The sequence below is a fragment of the Lentilactobacillus buchneri genome (genome assembly GCF_018314255.1).
Lineage (GTDB): Bacteria > Bacillota > Bacilli > Lactobacillales > Lactobacillaceae > Lentilactobacillus > Lentilactobacillus buchneri.
The window spans coordinates 2,157,421-2,171,753 of record NZ_CP073066.1 but is presented as its reverse complement, the minus strand read 5'-3'; the positions used below and the strand labels follow the sequence as shown (position 1 = coordinate 2,171,753).

The 14,333-nt window shown below is 45.2% G+C and carries 13 protein-coding genes, 2 tRNA genes and 1 pseudogene; 6 read left to right on the top strand and 10 right to left on the bottom strand.

The annotated features are described in order from the left end of the window. Positions 1-92: 92 nt before the first annotated feature. The 5 genes from glyA to KE627_RS10355 are packed head-to-tail and all read right to left on the bottom strand — an operon-like array spanning position 93 to position 4,921. Positions 93-1,343, bottom strand: a complete 1,251-nt coding sequence (gene glyA / locus KE627_RS10375) for a serine hydroxymethyltransferase (protein ID WP_041805616.1) — start codon at positions 1,341-1,343, stop codon at positions 93-95. Between the two features lie 27 nt (positions 1,344-1,370). Beyond that, the gene (locus KE627_RS10370) at positions 1,371-2,393 is read right to left on the bottom strand and encodes an L-threonylcarbamoyladenylate synthase (RefSeq protein ID WP_013727673.1); all 1,023 of its coding nucleotides are present in this window, start codon (positions 2,391-2,393) and stop codon (positions 1,371-1,373) included. A 12-nt stretch (positions 2,394-2,405) separates the two neighbouring features. Then, positions 2,406-3,254 (bottom strand): peptide chain release factor N(5)-glutamine methyltransferase, encoded by an 849-nt coding sequence (gene prmC, locus KE627_RS10365; protein WP_013727672.1) that lies wholly within the window; start codon positions 3,252-3,254, stop codon positions 2,406-2,408. Continuing rightward, positions 3,247-4,329: a peptide chain release factor 1 gene (gene prfA, locus KE627_RS10360; protein WP_013727671.1), complete on the bottom strand. Its 1,083-nt coding sequence runs from the start codon at positions 4,327-4,329 to the stop codon at positions 3,247-3,249. The genes prmC and prfA overlap by 8 nt, the downstream gene beginning before the upstream one ends. 19 nt (positions 4,330-4,348) lie before the next feature. Further along, positions 4,349-4,921, bottom strand: a complete 573-nt coding sequence (locus KE627_RS10355) for a thymidine kinase (protein WP_172874557.1) — start codon at positions 4,919-4,921, stop codon at positions 4,349-4,351. 205 nt (positions 4,922-5,126) lie between these two features. Here KE627_RS10355 and KE627_RS10350 point away from each other — a divergent pair, with 205 nt between their 5' ends. Together KE627_RS10350 and KE627_RS10345 are read left to right on the top strand one after the other, a co-directional pair. Next, positions 5,127-6,473 (top strand): Mur ligase family protein, encoded by a 1,347-nt coding sequence (locus KE627_RS10350; RefSeq protein ID WP_013727669.1) that lies wholly within the window; start codon positions 5,127-5,129, stop codon positions 6,471-6,473. After that, positions 6,473-7,177, top strand: coding sequence for a type 1 glutamine amidotransferase (locus KE627_RS10345; protein ID WP_013727668.1), 705 nt, complete (start codon positions 6,473-6,475; stop codon positions 7,175-7,177). Before KE627_RS10350 ends, KE627_RS10345 begins: the two co-directional genes overlap by 1 nt. A gap of 51 nt (positions 7,178-7,228) precedes the next feature. Here the strand turns inward: KE627_RS10345 and KE627_RS10340 are convergent, their stop codons facing one another. Further along, positions 7,229-8,245, bottom strand: coding sequence for a serine hydrolase domain-containing protein (locus KE627_RS10340; protein ID WP_056938949.1), 1,017 nt, complete (start codon positions 8,243-8,245; stop codon positions 7,229-7,231). A 155-nt stretch (positions 8,246-8,400) separates the two neighbouring features. Here KE627_RS10340 and KE627_RS10335 point away from each other — a divergent pair, with 155 nt between their 5' ends. Further along, on the top strand, positions 8,401-8,730 hold the full coding sequence (locus KE627_RS10335; protein WP_013727666.1) for a hypothetical protein: 330 nt from the start codon (positions 8,401-8,403) through the stop codon (positions 8,728-8,730). A gap of 26 nt (positions 8,731-8,756) precedes the next feature. Continuing rightward, the gene (locus KE627_RS10330; protein WP_013727665.1) at positions 8,757-9,380 is read left to right on the top strand and encodes a hypothetical protein; all 624 of its coding nucleotides are present in this window, start codon (positions 8,757-8,759) and stop codon (positions 9,378-9,380) included. A 64-nt stretch (positions 9,381-9,444) separates the two neighbouring features. On the opposite strand, the gene KE627_RS10325 is transcribed toward KE627_RS10330, so the two are convergent. The 3 genes and pseudogenes from KE627_RS10325 to KE627_RS10315 all read right to left on the bottom strand — a co-directional run bounded on the left by KE627_RS10325 (position 9,445) and on the right by KE627_RS10315 (position 10,610). After that, positions 9,445-9,795, bottom strand: a complete 351-nt coding sequence (locus KE627_RS10325; protein ID WP_056938948.1) for an MmcQ/YjbR family DNA-binding protein — start codon at positions 9,793-9,795, stop codon at positions 9,445-9,447. 15 nt (positions 9,796-9,810) lie between these two features. Continuing rightward, positions 9,811-10,310, bottom strand: a pseudogene (locus tag KE627_RS10320) (prolyl-tRNA synthetase associated domain-containing protein). A gap of 228 nt (positions 10,311-10,538) precedes the next feature. Then, a tRNA-Gln gene (locus KE627_RS10315) sits at positions 10,539-10,610 on the bottom strand. Positions 10,611-10,731: 121 nt separating this feature from the next. On the opposite strand from KE627_RS10315, the gene KE627_RS10310 reads away from it, so the two are divergent. Further along, positions 10,732-10,805: transfer RNA gene (locus KE627_RS10310), tRNA-Glu, on the top strand. A gap of 365 nt (positions 10,806-11,170) precedes the next feature. Here KE627_RS10310 and KE627_RS10305 read toward each other — a convergent pair. Continuing rightward, positions 11,171-13,786, bottom strand: coding sequence for a DUF5776 domain-containing protein (locus KE627_RS10305; RefSeq protein ID WP_056938947.1), 2,616 nt, complete (start codon positions 13,784-13,786; stop codon positions 11,171-11,173). Between the two features lie 267 nt (positions 13,787-14,053). Between KE627_RS10305 and KE627_RS10300 the strand changes: the two genes are divergently transcribed. After that, the gene (locus KE627_RS10300; RefSeq protein WP_014939735.1) at positions 14,054-14,287 is read left to right on the top strand and encodes a hypothetical protein; all 234 of its coding nucleotides are present in this window, start codon (positions 14,054-14,056) and stop codon (positions 14,285-14,287) included. Positions 14,288-14,333: the final 46 nt, after the last annotated feature.

Below are 14,333 nucleotides of genomic sequence, written 5' to 3'. Positions count from 1 at the left end.
TTTTTGTATTCCGAAATAATTGTATCACATATACGCGATCGGAAAGTATACAAAAAGGCTTGAAACCACAATTAGTTTCAAGCCAGTCAAAATTATTGATTAATTGGGTGAGCTGCAGTTAATTGTTCAACTTTGGCAGCGACATCCTTTAAGTTTTGGTCATCATTTGGTTTGTCAATCACTTGTAAAATCAAATTGGCAACCGCTTTGGCATCGTCTTCCTTGAAGCCTCGGGTGGTAATGGCTGGCGTTCCCAACCGCAACCCGCTGGTCTTCGAAGGTGGCAATGGGTCATTTGGAATCGACTCTTTATTAGTGGTGATGTGAACAGTATCCAGCAGGTTTTGCAGCTCTTTACCATTCAATGAGGTCTGCGTTAAATTAAGCGTCATTAAATGATTGTCAGTTCCACCGGTAAGAACGGAGACTGACTTGGAATTCTGGAATACGTCGGCCATTGCTTTGGCATTTTTAATGATCTGCTCGCCGTATTCTTTGAATGCCGGCTGTAAGTCTTCATAAAAGGCCGCCGCTTTTCCGGCAATTACGTGTTCCAAAGGACCACCCTGGCTGCCAGGGAAAACAGCTGAGTTCAGCTTCTTGGCATACTTTTCTTTGGCCAAAATCAAGCCGCCGCGAGGTCCCCGCAACGTCTTATGAGTCGTCGTGGTGACAACGTCTGCAACCGGAACTGGACTTGGATGCAAGCCAACTGCAACCAAACCGGCAATGTGGGCCATGTCAACCATCAGATAAGCGCCAACAGAATCGGCAATATCCCGGAACTTCTGCCAGTCAATGATTCGACTGTATGCGGAGGCTCCGGCAATGATCAGTTTTGGTTGAACGATTTGGGCAATTCTGGCAACTTCATCGTAATCGATCAATTGGGTCTTTGGATCAAGACCATACGAGAAAGAGTCGTAGAGCTTGCCTGAAAAGCTGACTTTGGCACCGTGGCTCAAATGGCCGCCGGCGTCTAATCCCATCCCTAAAATCCGATCACCGGGCTTTAGGAATGCGGCATAAACCTCTTGGTTCGCTTGTGAACCTGAGTGAGGCTGCACGTTGGCATATTCGGCACCAAATAATTCTTTGGCACGGTCAATCGCCAATTGTTCAACAACATCAATGTACTCACAGCCGCCATAATATCTCCGGCCCGGGTATCCTTCAGCGTACTTGTTGGTCAGTACGGAACCCTGAGCGGCACGAACAGCGTTTGATACGATATTTTCAGACGCGATCAGTTCGATATTATGCTCCTGACGGTTCTCTTCGTTGGCAATGGCATCCCAAAGTTCTGGATCCTGCTGTTTATAATCGTAGTTCAACTGCAACACCTCACTAATTTATTTGGTACAAATAAATTATAACTGCTTGAAATGCATTTGCCCAGCTGATTTATTCAAACGATTCATGTAAGCCTCACCAATTCCCTTTGGATCAATTCCTTGGGTAAAAATAATTTTATAGGCAGGGTGGTTATCAAAATCCCGTAATTCGGCAAACAGGTCATGAGCTGCTGTGCGGGCGTCGTTGCCAAGTGAAATCACATCGACATTATCCGGCCAATTAATCGTCTTGATGATGTCATCAAAGGCCATCACCCCAATTGGCTGCGGGTGCTGCTTGATCCAGGCGACCACATCGTGCCAATCATCATCAGGATCGACAATGTAGACCTGAGCATTGGGGGCATAGTGCTTGTACTTCATCCCAGGGGCTTTAGGGGTTTGTTTGGCGCCCACATGGTGGAGTTCATCAATCACCGGTCGATGAATAACGGCCTCAATATCCTCTTTGGTCACAGCACCCGGGCGCAAAATCGACGGGGTTGCCACAGACATGTCAAGAATCGTCGATTCGACACCAACCGTGGTCGGTCCATCATCGACAATTGCGGCAATCTTGCCGTTTAAATCATGATAAACGTGCTGGGCAGTCGTTGGACTTGGCTTGCCGGAAGTATTGGCTGACGGACCAACAATTGGTACGCCGGCCTTTGAAATCAAATCCAGCGTGGTTTGGTTTTTCGGGAACCTGAACGCTGCGGTGTCCAGTCCGCCGGTAACCGATTTGGATAAAGCGTTTGGCTTCAGCTTGAAAATCATCGTCAAAGAACCCGGCCAGAATTTGGCCATCAATGCTTTGGCGTCGTCGGAAAATGGTTGGGTGTATTTTTCGACCATCGCGATGTCAGATACGGTAACGATCAGCGGATTGTCACTGGGACGTCCCTTAGCGGCATAAACTTTCTTAACAGCCGTTTCATTGGTCGCGTCGGCCCCCAACCCATAGACGGTTTCGGTGGGAAATGCCACCAGTTCGCCTTGACGGATAAAGTCCGCCGCTTGGTCTAGTTGCTGCTGTTTTAAAATTAAAGTTTCCATATTATATAGCCTTCATTTCTTTACTTGAATCATTCGCTGATGACCGGAGACATCGTGTTTGGCAATTACTTGAGCGTCGGGCATCGCTGCTTGGAAGATCTCGGTCACAGCCGATTGTTGCTGAAACCCGATTTCCAAGTACAACCTGCCCTTTGAAGTTAAGTGACTCTCCGCATCGGCAGCAATTTGTTTGTAAATAGCAAGTCCCTGATCTTTTGCGTATAGTGCCAAATCAGGTTCGCTTTTGATCACGCTGGCATCCATATAGGACTGCTCATCTTTGGCAATGTATGGCGGGTTTGACACGATGACGTCAAATGACTCATCGATTGCGGCAAAAACATCACTCACCATAAAATGAATTGCCGTGTGATTGGCAATGGCATTTTGCCGAGCCACTTTAATTGCCGGCAGAGAAATATCACTGGCAAATACCTGCCAGTGGGGTCTGGCATGCTTGAGAGCAATCGCAATCGCCCCACTACCGGTACCAATATCCAAGACCTTCAACTTGGAATCCGAGTTGTCTGCCAATATCCAGTCAACCAACTCCTCGGTTTCAACTCGGGGAATCAGCACAGCTGGTGTGACTTTCAATGATAAACCGTAGAAATCTGCCTCGCCAACAACGTACTGTGGCGGCACCCCTTTTAGCAATTGACCGATCGCGTCTTGAAATACTCGCCACTGCTTGACTGGCATCTGAGTGTGGTAATGAATCAACAGATCGGCAGCCGACATCTTAAACAGTTTCTCTAACAAAAAATCGACGTCGTACATGTCAATGTCATTAGATTCCTTAATACGAAAAGAAGCCCACTTCCGGGCTTCAAAGTAGGTCACGTTCTCTTGATTATTCATTGGTTAAATTCTCAAGTTTCTTGGCTTGATCAGAAACAATCAAAGCATCAATAATTTCGTCCAGCTCACCGTTCATGATCCGGTCTAACTTGTTCAAAGTCAAGCCAATTCGATGGTCGGTCACCCGATTTTGCGGGTAATTGTAAGTTCTGATCCGCTCGGACCGGTCACCGGTTCCAATGGCCGATTTACGTTCAGCGTTGTATTGATCCTGTTCCTGTTGGGCATAGTAATCATAAACCCGGGCCTTTAAAATCTTCATGGCCTTCTGGCGGTTCTGCTGCTGGGATCGTTCATCCTGCATCGCAACTACAATGCCGGTTGGCAAGTGGGTCATTCGGACAGCTGAGGAAGTCTTGTTAATATGCTGACCGCCGGCACCAGATGAACGGTAAACATCCACCCGGATATCCTTGGGATCGATATCAATATCAACATCCTCTTCTTCAGGCATCACACCAACCGTCGCCGTGGAAGTGTGCACCCGGCCGGCAGATTCGGTCACCGGCACCCGTTGAACTCGGTGGGCACCGTTTTCATACTTGAGTTTTGAATAGACCTTATCGCCGGTAATCATCAAAACAATTTCCTTGAAACCACCAACTTCAGTTTCGTTCTTATCAATTATTTCCACTTTCCAGCCCTGACGTTCAGCATATTTGGAATACATGCTGAATAAATCGGCAGCAAATAAGCTACCTTCATCACCACCGGCGGCGCCGTGGATTTCCATAATGATGTTTTTGTCATCATTGGGGTCTTTTGGCAGCAGCATGACCTTCATTTGGTCTTCGAGCTTGTCTTTTTCGTCGGTTAGGCTGGTAATCTCATCTTTGACCATCGCTTCAAGATCATCATCAATCTTTTCTCGAAGCATCTCTTTGTCATCATCGAGCTGCTTGCTGACTTTTTGATACTTCTTAAAAGCAGCCACAGTGTCTCGAAGGTCGGCTTCTTCCTTAGATAGTTTCATGAATTTTTGAGTATCGGCAATCACTTCCGGATCACTGATTAACTCGTTTAACTCATCATATCGATCAACGACCGATTGTAATTTGTCGAAAATTTCGTCCATTTAATATTCCTCACTTTTGTTACTTAATAGGTGGATTATAGTAGTGCTTTCTGCAGACCGGATAATAGGATTCGTTGCCACCCATTTGGATTTGTTCACCCTCATACACCGGCTCGCCGTTGTGAAAACGCAGGTTCATGATAGCCTTCTTGCCGCAGAACCAGCAAATGGTTTTCATTTCTTCTATCTTATCTGCGTATAACAGGAGGTATTTGGAACCCTCAAACAAGTTGTTTTGAAAGTCGTTCTTCAAGCCAAATGCCATCACCGGCACGTTCAGCTCATCGACGATCCGGGCCAGTTCCATGACGTGCTTTTTCTTTAAGAATTGTGCCTCGTCAATTAAGATACAACTGGCGTGGGGATTTAGTTCCTGTACCAAATCAAAGACATTGGTATCCTCGCGAATCGGTTCGGCTTTTCGTTCCAAACCGATGCGCGATTCAATCATGCCCTGCTTTTCTCGGGTGTCCAACGCACTGGTCATAATGATAACACTTTTATTTTGCTCTTCATAATTATGAGCAACCTTGATAATTTCGATTGTTTTGCCGCTATTCATTGCACCGTACCGATAAAATAGTTGAGCCAAAATATCCACCTTTTTCCTTAAGAGCTTCTCTTCCATTATACAGAAAAAGTTTTGAAAATCGATAATAATGAGAAAATTCGCCAGCACCCTCATTATTGTAAACCCCTTAAAGAACGAGCGTATATATGTTCAAACAGTTGAGCATATGCTACACTTAATGTTTGATTAGGTTCATTATGTACTTCATTTTAAGGGAGTAAAGTTTATGTCATTAAAAAGTTCAATTGCGACTGCGGCCGGTAAGTCGTCTTACTGGTTTCTGCATACATTTTTCAAGGGCGGCAGTTCGCTTCCCGGTAAAATCACCAAACGGCTCGATCCAGAAATTTTGGCAACCCTGGGCCGTGACTACGACGTGATCGTCATCACCGGTACCAACGGTAAAACGCTGACGACCGCTCTGACGGTTCAAGTACTCAAAGAAAAGTATGATAACATTTTGACCAACCCCACCGGCTCGAACATGGAGCAAGGGATCATTACCACTTTCCTTCATGCACCAAAGTCAAAGGGCAAGCGGCCATTGGCTGTACTGGAAGTCGATGAAGCCAATGTCATCATGGTTACCAAATACATCAAACCAAAAGCATTTGTTTTCACCAACATTTTCCGAGATCAAATGGATCGTTATGGCGAAATCTATACGACCTATAATAAAATTTTGAATGGGGTCGCCTTAGCTCCCAACGCCACCATTATCGCCAATGGTGACGCGCCGATTTTTCATTCAAAACAACTGCCGAACCCGATCGTCTACTACGGCTTCGACAATCAAAAAGATGGCGACATTAAGGCGACGCCCAACACGGACGGCGTTCTCTGTCCCCAATGTCAGCATGTCCTGCACTACCATTTCATCAGCTATTCCAATCTGGGCAAGTACTTCTGCCCCAACTGTGGTTTTGAGCGGCCCGAATTGAATTTTGCGCTGAACAAAATTAACGACTTGACCCCGAAATCATCTACCTTTGAAATCGATGGTGAGCCGATTAAAATTGGGATCGGTGGGGTTTACAACATCTACAATGCCCTGGCAGCTTATTCAGTTGGCCGATTCATGGGAGTCTCCCCTGCTCAGACCAAGAAAGCCTTTGAAAAAGGAAAACGGATCTTTGGCCGCCAAGAAGAGATCAACGTTGACGGCAAGCTGGTGACGCTGATTCTGGTTAAAAACCCCGTCGGCCTCAATCAGGTGATCGACATGATTTCCACTGACAAGGACCCGTTTACCTTCATCGGGCTCCTCAATGCCAATTACGCAGATGGCATTGATACCAGCTGGATTTGGGATGGCGATTTTGAACGACTGCCCAAGATGAACATCAAACAGTTCATTACTGGCGGTGAGCGGTACAAAGATATCACCTACCGCCTCCAAGTTGCCGGAGTCGACCCAAAGAAACACTTGGTTGAACCGGATTTGGACAAAGTTGTCGAAATGATCCCCAAGGCACCAACCAAAAAGGTTTATATCCTCGCAACTTACACCGCTATGCTACACTTAAGAAAAGTATTTGCAGCCAAAGGCTTTATCAAGGGAGGAATGGATTAATGACCTATTCTTTAAACGTCTGTCACCTTTACGGCGATTTGATGAACACTTACGGTGACTTAGGGAACATTTTGGTCCTCAAGTATCTGGCCAACAAAATGGGCGTTGAACTGACGTCTGAAGTTGTCAGCTTGGATCAACCATTTGATCCTGACAAATATGACATCGTCGTCTTCGGCGGTGGCCAAGATTTCGAACAATCAATTATTTCTAAAGATATCCAAACCAAAAAGCAGGCTTTAACCGACTTTATTGAAGATAACGGCTCCGTGGTCGCAATTTGTGGCGGCTACCAATTGTTGGGTCACTACTATATCGGCGCTAACGGTGAAAAGCTGATGGGCATCGGTGCGTTGAATCACTATACCGACAAACAAAAGGACCACCGTTTTATTGGTAACGTCGTGATTGAAAATGAAGAAACCGGCGAAAAGTATCACGGCTTTGAAAATCATCAGGGAATTACCTTCTTGGGTCGCGGTGAACGCCCACTGGGAAAGGTTCTGGAGGGTCACGGCAACAACGGCCAAGATAAGACTGAAGGGGCAATTTACAAAAACGTCTACTGCACCTATTTCCATGGTCCAATTCTTGCCAGAAACAATGATATTGCTAAACACGTTTTGATGAACGCGCTGAAGCGAAAATATCCTGACGCCGATTTAACAGCACAAGAGAATCTGAAAGTTGGCGCAACATTTTAATACAACAATAGGAGTCACAGCATCCGCTGTGACTCCTATTTTGTCTGAATATTATTGATATGCAATCTCGTTTTCTTTCACAAAGGTTCGAATTAGTTGGCTGCGATATGGCAAAAACAACTGGTTGCTTGGATCCGGGTGGACCCGGTTGGACAAAAAGACCAACGCCTTATGCGAATAGCGATCGACCACAATCAGGGTGCCCGTGTAGCCTGTGTGGAGAATGTATGGATGACCATTATAATGACGCAGGATCCAGCCAAACGAACGATTCTTCATGTGTCCCGGCGTTTGGTCAACGAAGAGCTGGTCAACCCAGTCTGCCGGCAGAAAGTTGGGATATTTGACATCGCCCAACAACCACTTTGAAAAATGAATCAGATCGCTGAGCGGCGCAAACAAGCCGGCTGAACCACAGTCAGGACCAAGGATTCGCGCTTTGGGATCGTGAACGGTGCCGCGGATCAAACCCTTACTGGGAATTAATTCGGTCGGGACGACATTGTTAACCTGATCCGGGGTGAATGTCGCTTGGTTTAGTTCCAACGGTCTTAACACAAACTCACTAATCAGCTGTTGAACGGGCTCGCCCATCACCCTTGAAGCAATCCAGCCTAAAAAGATAAAATTGTAGTCTTGATAGTGAATAACTTTGCCGATATCTGAACCGCTTTTCAGGGCCAACAACGCCGGCATCAGTTCCGACTTGGGCAGTTGATTGCGGTTAGGAATATAGCCGACAATGTCTGAGGTATGCGTCAGCAAATGTCTGATGGTGACCTGGGGCGACTGCCATCGAGGAAAATACTTGGTCAAGGAATCATCTAGTGAGATTTTCCCGGAAGCCAGTAGTCGTAAAATTAAATTGGTGGTCCCAATCACTTTGGTCAAGGAGGCTAGATCGTACAATTCACCACTGTGAAGCGGCAATCTTTCCGGTAACAGTTCCTGTTGACCAAAAACGTTTGTTTGAAGGCCATCCCGATCAATAATCGCGTAACTCACGCCGGGGACAATTCCGGCGTCCACAAACTGATGAATTTTTGTGACCGTGTTTGGATAATCCATGGACAGCATCCTTTCGCATTGAGATGCATTCATTGTACCGCTAATCCACAACTGGATAAAGGAGCCCACTGGCGGTTGCTTGAAAACATTTTCCCCACTCTGCTCAGATTTGTTACAATAGGAACGTAGGATTTTTAAGATCGGAGGAAGTTCAAGTGGCAAGTAACTCAGACACAATTTATCACGTCTTATCATACATTAAGGCCCATCCGGATAAAGTATTCACCAAGCCGGACACCTATGACAACGTCGTGGAAATGTACCTTGATGACACCGTTAAATTAGGGAATCCAGAGATTTATTTCCCTGAACAAAAACTCGAGGTTAATCGAATGTCTTCAGATTTTCTGTCAATGTACAGTGATTTGCTGGACTATTTTCATGAGATGACGCAGGTCAAAGACGCCAATTATCACGAATTGTGGATCACCACCTCGCATTTAGTGGACCAACACAAATACCTGGTGGACCTGTCATTTGAATAACCAGCCAAATAAAGGAGACCTTCACTTTGATTAGCACAATGTTTGATGTCATTACCAAGCTGTCGTCTTATGCGATGGTGATTTTTTTCGCCATGTTTGTCTACTTTAAGACCACTGGCAAGCACGGTAAATACCCATACGGCAAGTATGCACTGATTTCGTTGGTGCTGATGGCTGTGTTTGGCACGTTGTTTTTTAATTCCCCCAAAGGAAAAGAAGTCATCAAAAAGGGCAATGCCGAGCAGGCCGAGCGGACCGAAAAGGCCGTGAAAAAGCCGGCTAAAAAGTCGACTCAAAATACTGAAACTGCCGTCAAGAAAGAACTGAACGCCACCCACACGCTTCTATTTGATCATCAAGTCAAGCTGCATGCCAGCCAGAAAGCACTCACAGTGGCCGTTACCGATAAAAGCGATACGACCGAGTCATTTCGGTTAACCACGATTGGTATTTTGAAGGCAATTAAAAAGACCGACTATGACCGTTATGATCAATTCACCATTATCTTCAATCGAAATGTTGGCAACGGTCGGAAACGAACCATTGTCAAAACCATGGTGACCAAACAGACGCTGCGGAAGCTGGATCTCAACAAGCTTGAGACTAATCAGTTAAAATCTAAGGCCGATGATTACTATGAAATTAAATAAACCCTCAATAAAATGAGGCATCCCTCCAAGGAAAAGTTTACCTTGGCGGATGCCTCATTTTTGGTTATTGAGTTAACTGATAACTAGCTTCGATTAGGTCGTGAATTTGCTTTGGATCCACCTGGTTCAACCGAATGGCTAACCAGTTGGTTTTGTTCATATGATAAGCTGGCAGAAACTCCAAACTGGTTTGTCGAAACTCAACTTCTTTGGGATCCAATTTGACATCCAGGATGTCCTCCTTACCCTGCCCATCAAGTCCAAGTTGCGACTTTTCAACCTGCATGACTAAGCCGAACCATTTCCGGTTCTCCTTGTGACGCAGAACGGCAAAGCTCGGATACTTTTTCCACAGGTATTCAGGGTGAACATGATATTTTTCAATCACATAGTTGGTAACATCTTGGTATTTCATTCGTAACCTCTCTGATTAATCAAAGGATTCCAAGTCAAGGATCTGGTAGTCATAGCCCATTTCCTTCACGAATTTTAAAACGTCCTTGGAAGCGACAAAAATTGTTCTGGTGTTGACATTGGGATGGAAGGTCATTGTCTTTTCATCTAAAATGGCCCGATCGAAATAAACATGAATATTCTTCTCGTGATTGTTGATCAATCCAAAAATCGAGACGATCCCCGGCTCCAACCCCATTTGTTCTTTAAGTGATTCCGCTGAGGCCATCTTGATCCGTTTAGTGTTGGTCAAGTCTTGAAATTCATGAAAGTCTAGACGTTTGGCATCGTCCATTACCAACAGGTAAAACTCGGTTTTCTTCTTGTTGGTCATAAACATTGTTCTGTACGAACGCCCTCTTTGCCCTTAATGTACTCATCGGCTTCCTCAGTGGTGTGGGCAGCAGGATGTTCAACAATCTCATAGGGAATTCCCATCTTATCCAGCGTTTCTTTGACTAACGTAAATTGATCCATTAATATCGGCTCCTATCTGCATGAATATGCGTGAATCATTAACCATTTAATTCTAGATCAGCACACTTTGGGTCACTGTGGTGTAAGCAATTTCAATCTGGGACGAGTATGAACGGGTAACGGCTAAAGATCCCCTTCTGCACAGGATGATAGTGGGATTTATGGAATATAAAAAGGTCTGTTACATTGTCTCTGATTAGAGAGAAACATAACAGACCTTGCAAAAGATTGGGTATACTGGGGTCGAACCAGTAAATTACGGATTCAGAGTCCGTTGCCTTACCATTTGGCGAATACCCAATGAATATCACAACTAAATATATTAAAGATTTTTCTGCGTTTTGTCAACTTTATATTTCAGTTTCCTTTGTTGACAAATCTTTCTGATTTAGATACACTATTATAGTGAGTTTGATAGCATTGCCCGCTGGTCAAACTGGTTTAAGACGTCGCCCTCTCAAGGCGGAGTTACGGGTTCGAGCCCCGTGCGGGTGATAATCGTTGATTTGACAAGGATCAGCAAGGTGTTAGCCAATTTTTGGCTAACACCTTTTTTGTTGCAAAATCCGCTAGACAGTTTCAATAAATTGTCTAACAAAAAATGCCACAACAAAAATTTCACACTGATGCAATTTCTGGTTGCAAAAAAAATAAAGAGGTTGGGACATTAATTGCTACGGTGGATTTGATTACCACTTTTGTATTGATACAACGTGCAGCGACGGCCGGCTGAAACCCTGCCTGGCCTACTTGGCGATCGACTGATCCCCAAAAAGCGAGCCACTCCAAAATAGGAATAGCCCGCTTCTTTGCTTAAATTCTGGGATCAAAACGCCTCTCGTCGCACTGTCTAATGTAAATTATCGAATAATTCTGACATATTTAGAGTTACCGGTGATATACCCACCAGCCACACGGTATCGCAAGGCACCGTGCTTCTGTAGATTATGGCCATGGGAGTAATCATAATTGGATACTTTGATGATCTGGCCCTTCTTAATAGTGTGAGGCCGTCCGCTCAAGTTCACGTTCTGATAACGATGAATGGTTGTCTTGGCACGAACCTTCTTAACGGTCCGATGCCGACCCATGTTAACCAGCTTTCGGTTAGCGGTGACATACCTGCCATTCGTCAAGATATAACGGGTGGTCAGATTGTGCTTCACGATCCCTTTAACTTTGAGGATGGTTCCCTGTTGATAACTTTTGACCTTACCAGTCAAGTCTTTGTGCTTATAGGCATTAACCCCTGCCGGAGAAATGACCGTAATGTGTTTGTGCAGAGTAGCGTAATAAATTGGACGGACATATCGCCAATTGTCGGTGATGTAGCCGGTCTTGCCCGCCGTTTTCGATAAGTGGTTGACATCACGGACATGGTAACGCATCTTCCCACTTGTGGAACGAGCATACCCCGTCACCACAAACATTGGCCGGTAAATGCGCGGTTTCTTGATATATTTGGCAATTCGCTGGCCTTTGGTGAAGTTAACCGTTCGATACAAATAGACATTATTAATGGCAGCGACTGCCGCGCCCTTTGTCACCGCGTAATCAGGAAGCTTTGGATTAGTTGGTTGAGTCGGAACCGTTGGCTGCGTTGGTGTGACTGGATTGATGGGGTTGGGCGATGGTGATGGTTGCGGATTTGGCACAGGCTGGGGGGTTGGCAGTGGAGACGGTGTTGGCGTCGGCTGGGTAACCGTCAATTGAACGTCCTTTGAAGCTGACCCATTACTGTAATGGATTGTGTAAACGCCTGGCGTTTTATACAGATTACTCAGGTCTGAGATGATCTTTCCAGAGCTGTCTTTAGCCGTCACCAAAATATCTTTAAAGGCTAGGTCTTTTCCACTGGCATCTTTGGCATTATCAAATGCATCTGCCGGTTTCCATACCTGATTAACGGGGATTGTCAGCTTGCCATACTTGAGATTGAGGGTACTGCTGTCAGTCACGTTGATGGTGAGCTTCCCTCCCAGGGGCTCGTTACCACTTAGCAGCTGATTGGTAACAATGTCGACCGTGTATTGACCAACCTTTGATTTGACGTCATCAAGCGAAACAGTTTTGCCAGTTGCATCTTTGATGGTGTAAGTGTACGGAAGAGCCTGGCCATCGGAATTGACCGCCAAAATTTTACTTTTCAACACATCTTCAGTGAACGCCTGGTTTAAATAAAGATCAATATCCGTCGTCTTCAAGCTGGCCTGATCGGCCTTAATTGTTAAGGTAAATGGTTGTTTCTGATCACCATTCTGATAAGTCAGCGAGTAGGTTCCAGGATCCAGTGCATCAATAGTTGCCTGGGTGACCGGCTGGCTATTGTCATCAGTAATCGTAACAGCAGACTTATCATCGGTTCCATTGTGAGTCGCTAATTGAATCACACTGGTCGGATCCCAATTCTTAGCTTGAAGGCCCTCATATACTGAAGCCGAACTATTAGTCAGGTTCAGCATATATTGATTGATGGGCGTGGTGTCTTGCTGCCAGACATAGGTTTCGTCTTCAGCAGGCCGCTTAGCCACAAAGTCCTCAAGGGTTGGATAGAGCTCGCCCTGTGGATTGTTGACCGTTCCATTGGCACCAACTGCTTGCCATCCTGGACCGGTGGCGTCCTTCAAGGGATCAATGGGGATTTCATCGCCTTTTTGATGCGGCGGGAGAGTGGCCAAAGCTGAATTTTTAAAGGTTGGCCCCAGTTTCAGATTCGATAGTAACGTATCCTCGGAAAACATACTGCCAATAGCCGTGACATTGGTCATGTCAAAGTCTGAAAGGTCCAATGTTTTCAAGGAGTGATTCCCGTAAAACATATCCAGCATATTATCAATCTTAGAAGCTTTCGAATGAGGAAAAGTGATATTCGTTAATACATAATCCCCCCCAAACATGTGATCCGTATTTTTTAATTGAGAAAAATCAAAATTAGAAAGATCGACTTGTTCAAGCTTCCAATCACCAAAAAACAGGCCACTCATCGTGATGACATTGGGTGTCCGAAAGCTGGAGACGTCAATGGATGTTAAATTGCCATCTTGAGCAAACATATAATTCAGCGTTTCGGTTTTTGATGTATCAACGTTTCTTAAGCCGGATATACTTTCAAGATTCCCCAACGCCTCAAAAAATTCATAGGCACCATCCTGTTCAAATTGAAGCGGGCCATCAATCTTAAGCTTTTTAATGCGGTCACGGACCCCATCCTGTTGCCAAGGAAGTGAAAAGTTCTCGTGAATTTTTTTGATCGTGCCGCCATATAAAGTCAGCTGGTCATCCTTAACCGTGTAGGAGACATCTTCGACCTTTCCCGATAGGTCTGGGTTTGCCTGCTCGTCTTTTGAAGGGTCACTCGTGGGAGAAACCACGGCACTATTGGAACTTGGGGCGGCTTTCACCACGTTGGTGGACATTCCCACTCCTAATGAGAGACCGAGAATGGTGCTATATAAATATTTCTTTGCTAGTTTCATAATTAGCCTTCTCACTATCTTGATATTTTGATTTGCGCAACTTCGGTTTGGTGAGCAGTTGTGGACATTTAATGAAAACGCTACTAATTTTAAAATATTGTATCACTTTAACCATTTATGCGGTGACAACTTGCTCATCGCAATGGTCCGTGCTAATAATCCCAATCTTTAAGGGATGAAGTCAGTGTCTTATGCCACCAAACAAAATTCACCGCCCACACCCGTCCTGGTGGTATCATAAATGCATCAAGATTAGGAGGCTTCATCATGGAATTAACGGCAACAGACTATGAAATTTTAAAGGCAATTTATACCGGCCGGGTATCATCCGGCACCCCGGTCAACCACTTCGTCGATTATTGTGACAACGTCATTGGCGGCGATCCCAAGCCACTGGTCGCAGCCGGGTACATCGTGACCGACCACAACGAAATCAATGGTTTAACAGAAAAGGGCACCAAGGCTTACGAAGCCCATGCAGCCCAAGAATCAAACAGCTAACAAAAAGTCATCATTTTGCATCCTTGAGACTCTCTCAAGCAAATGC

What these genes read in the sequence shown, in the direction of transcription:
- KE627_RS10370 (WP_013727673.1), bottom strand. Translation starts at nt 2,393, where the DNA reads ATGGAAACTTTAATTTTAAAACAGCAGCAACTAGACCAAGCGGCGGAC.
- prmC (WP_013727672.1), bottom strand. Translation starts at nt 3,254, where the DNA reads ATGAATAATCAAGAGAACGTGACCTACTTTGAAGCCCGGAAGTGGGCT.
- prfA (WP_013727671.1), bottom strand. Translation starts at nt 4,329, where the DNA reads ATGGACGAAATTTTCGACAAATTACAATCGGTCGTTGATCGATATGAT.
- KE627_RS10350 (WP_013727669.1), top strand. Translation starts at nt 5,127, where the DNA reads ATGTCATTAAAAAGTTCAATTGCGACTGCGGCCGGTAAGTCGTCTTAC.
- KE627_RS10345 (WP_013727668.1), top strand. Translation starts at nt 6,473, where the DNA reads ATGACCTATTCTTTAAACGTCTGTCACCTTTACGGCGATTTGATGAAC.
- KE627_RS10340 (WP_056938949.1), bottom strand. Translation starts at nt 8,245, where the DNA reads ATGGATTATCCAAACACGGTCACAAAAATTCATCAGTTTGTGGACGCC.
- KE627_RS10325 (WP_056938948.1), bottom strand. Translation starts at nt 9,795, where the DNA reads ATGAAATACCAAGATGTTACCAACTATGTGATTGAAAAATATCATGTT.
- KE627_RS10305 (WP_056938947.1), bottom strand. Translation starts at nt 13,786, where the DNA reads ATGAAACTAGCAAAGAAATATTTATATAGCACCATTCTCGGTCTCTCA.
- KE627_RS10300 (WP_014939735.1), top strand. Translation starts at nt 14,054, where the DNA reads ATGGAATTAACGGCAACAGACTATGAAATTTTAAAGGCAATTTATACC.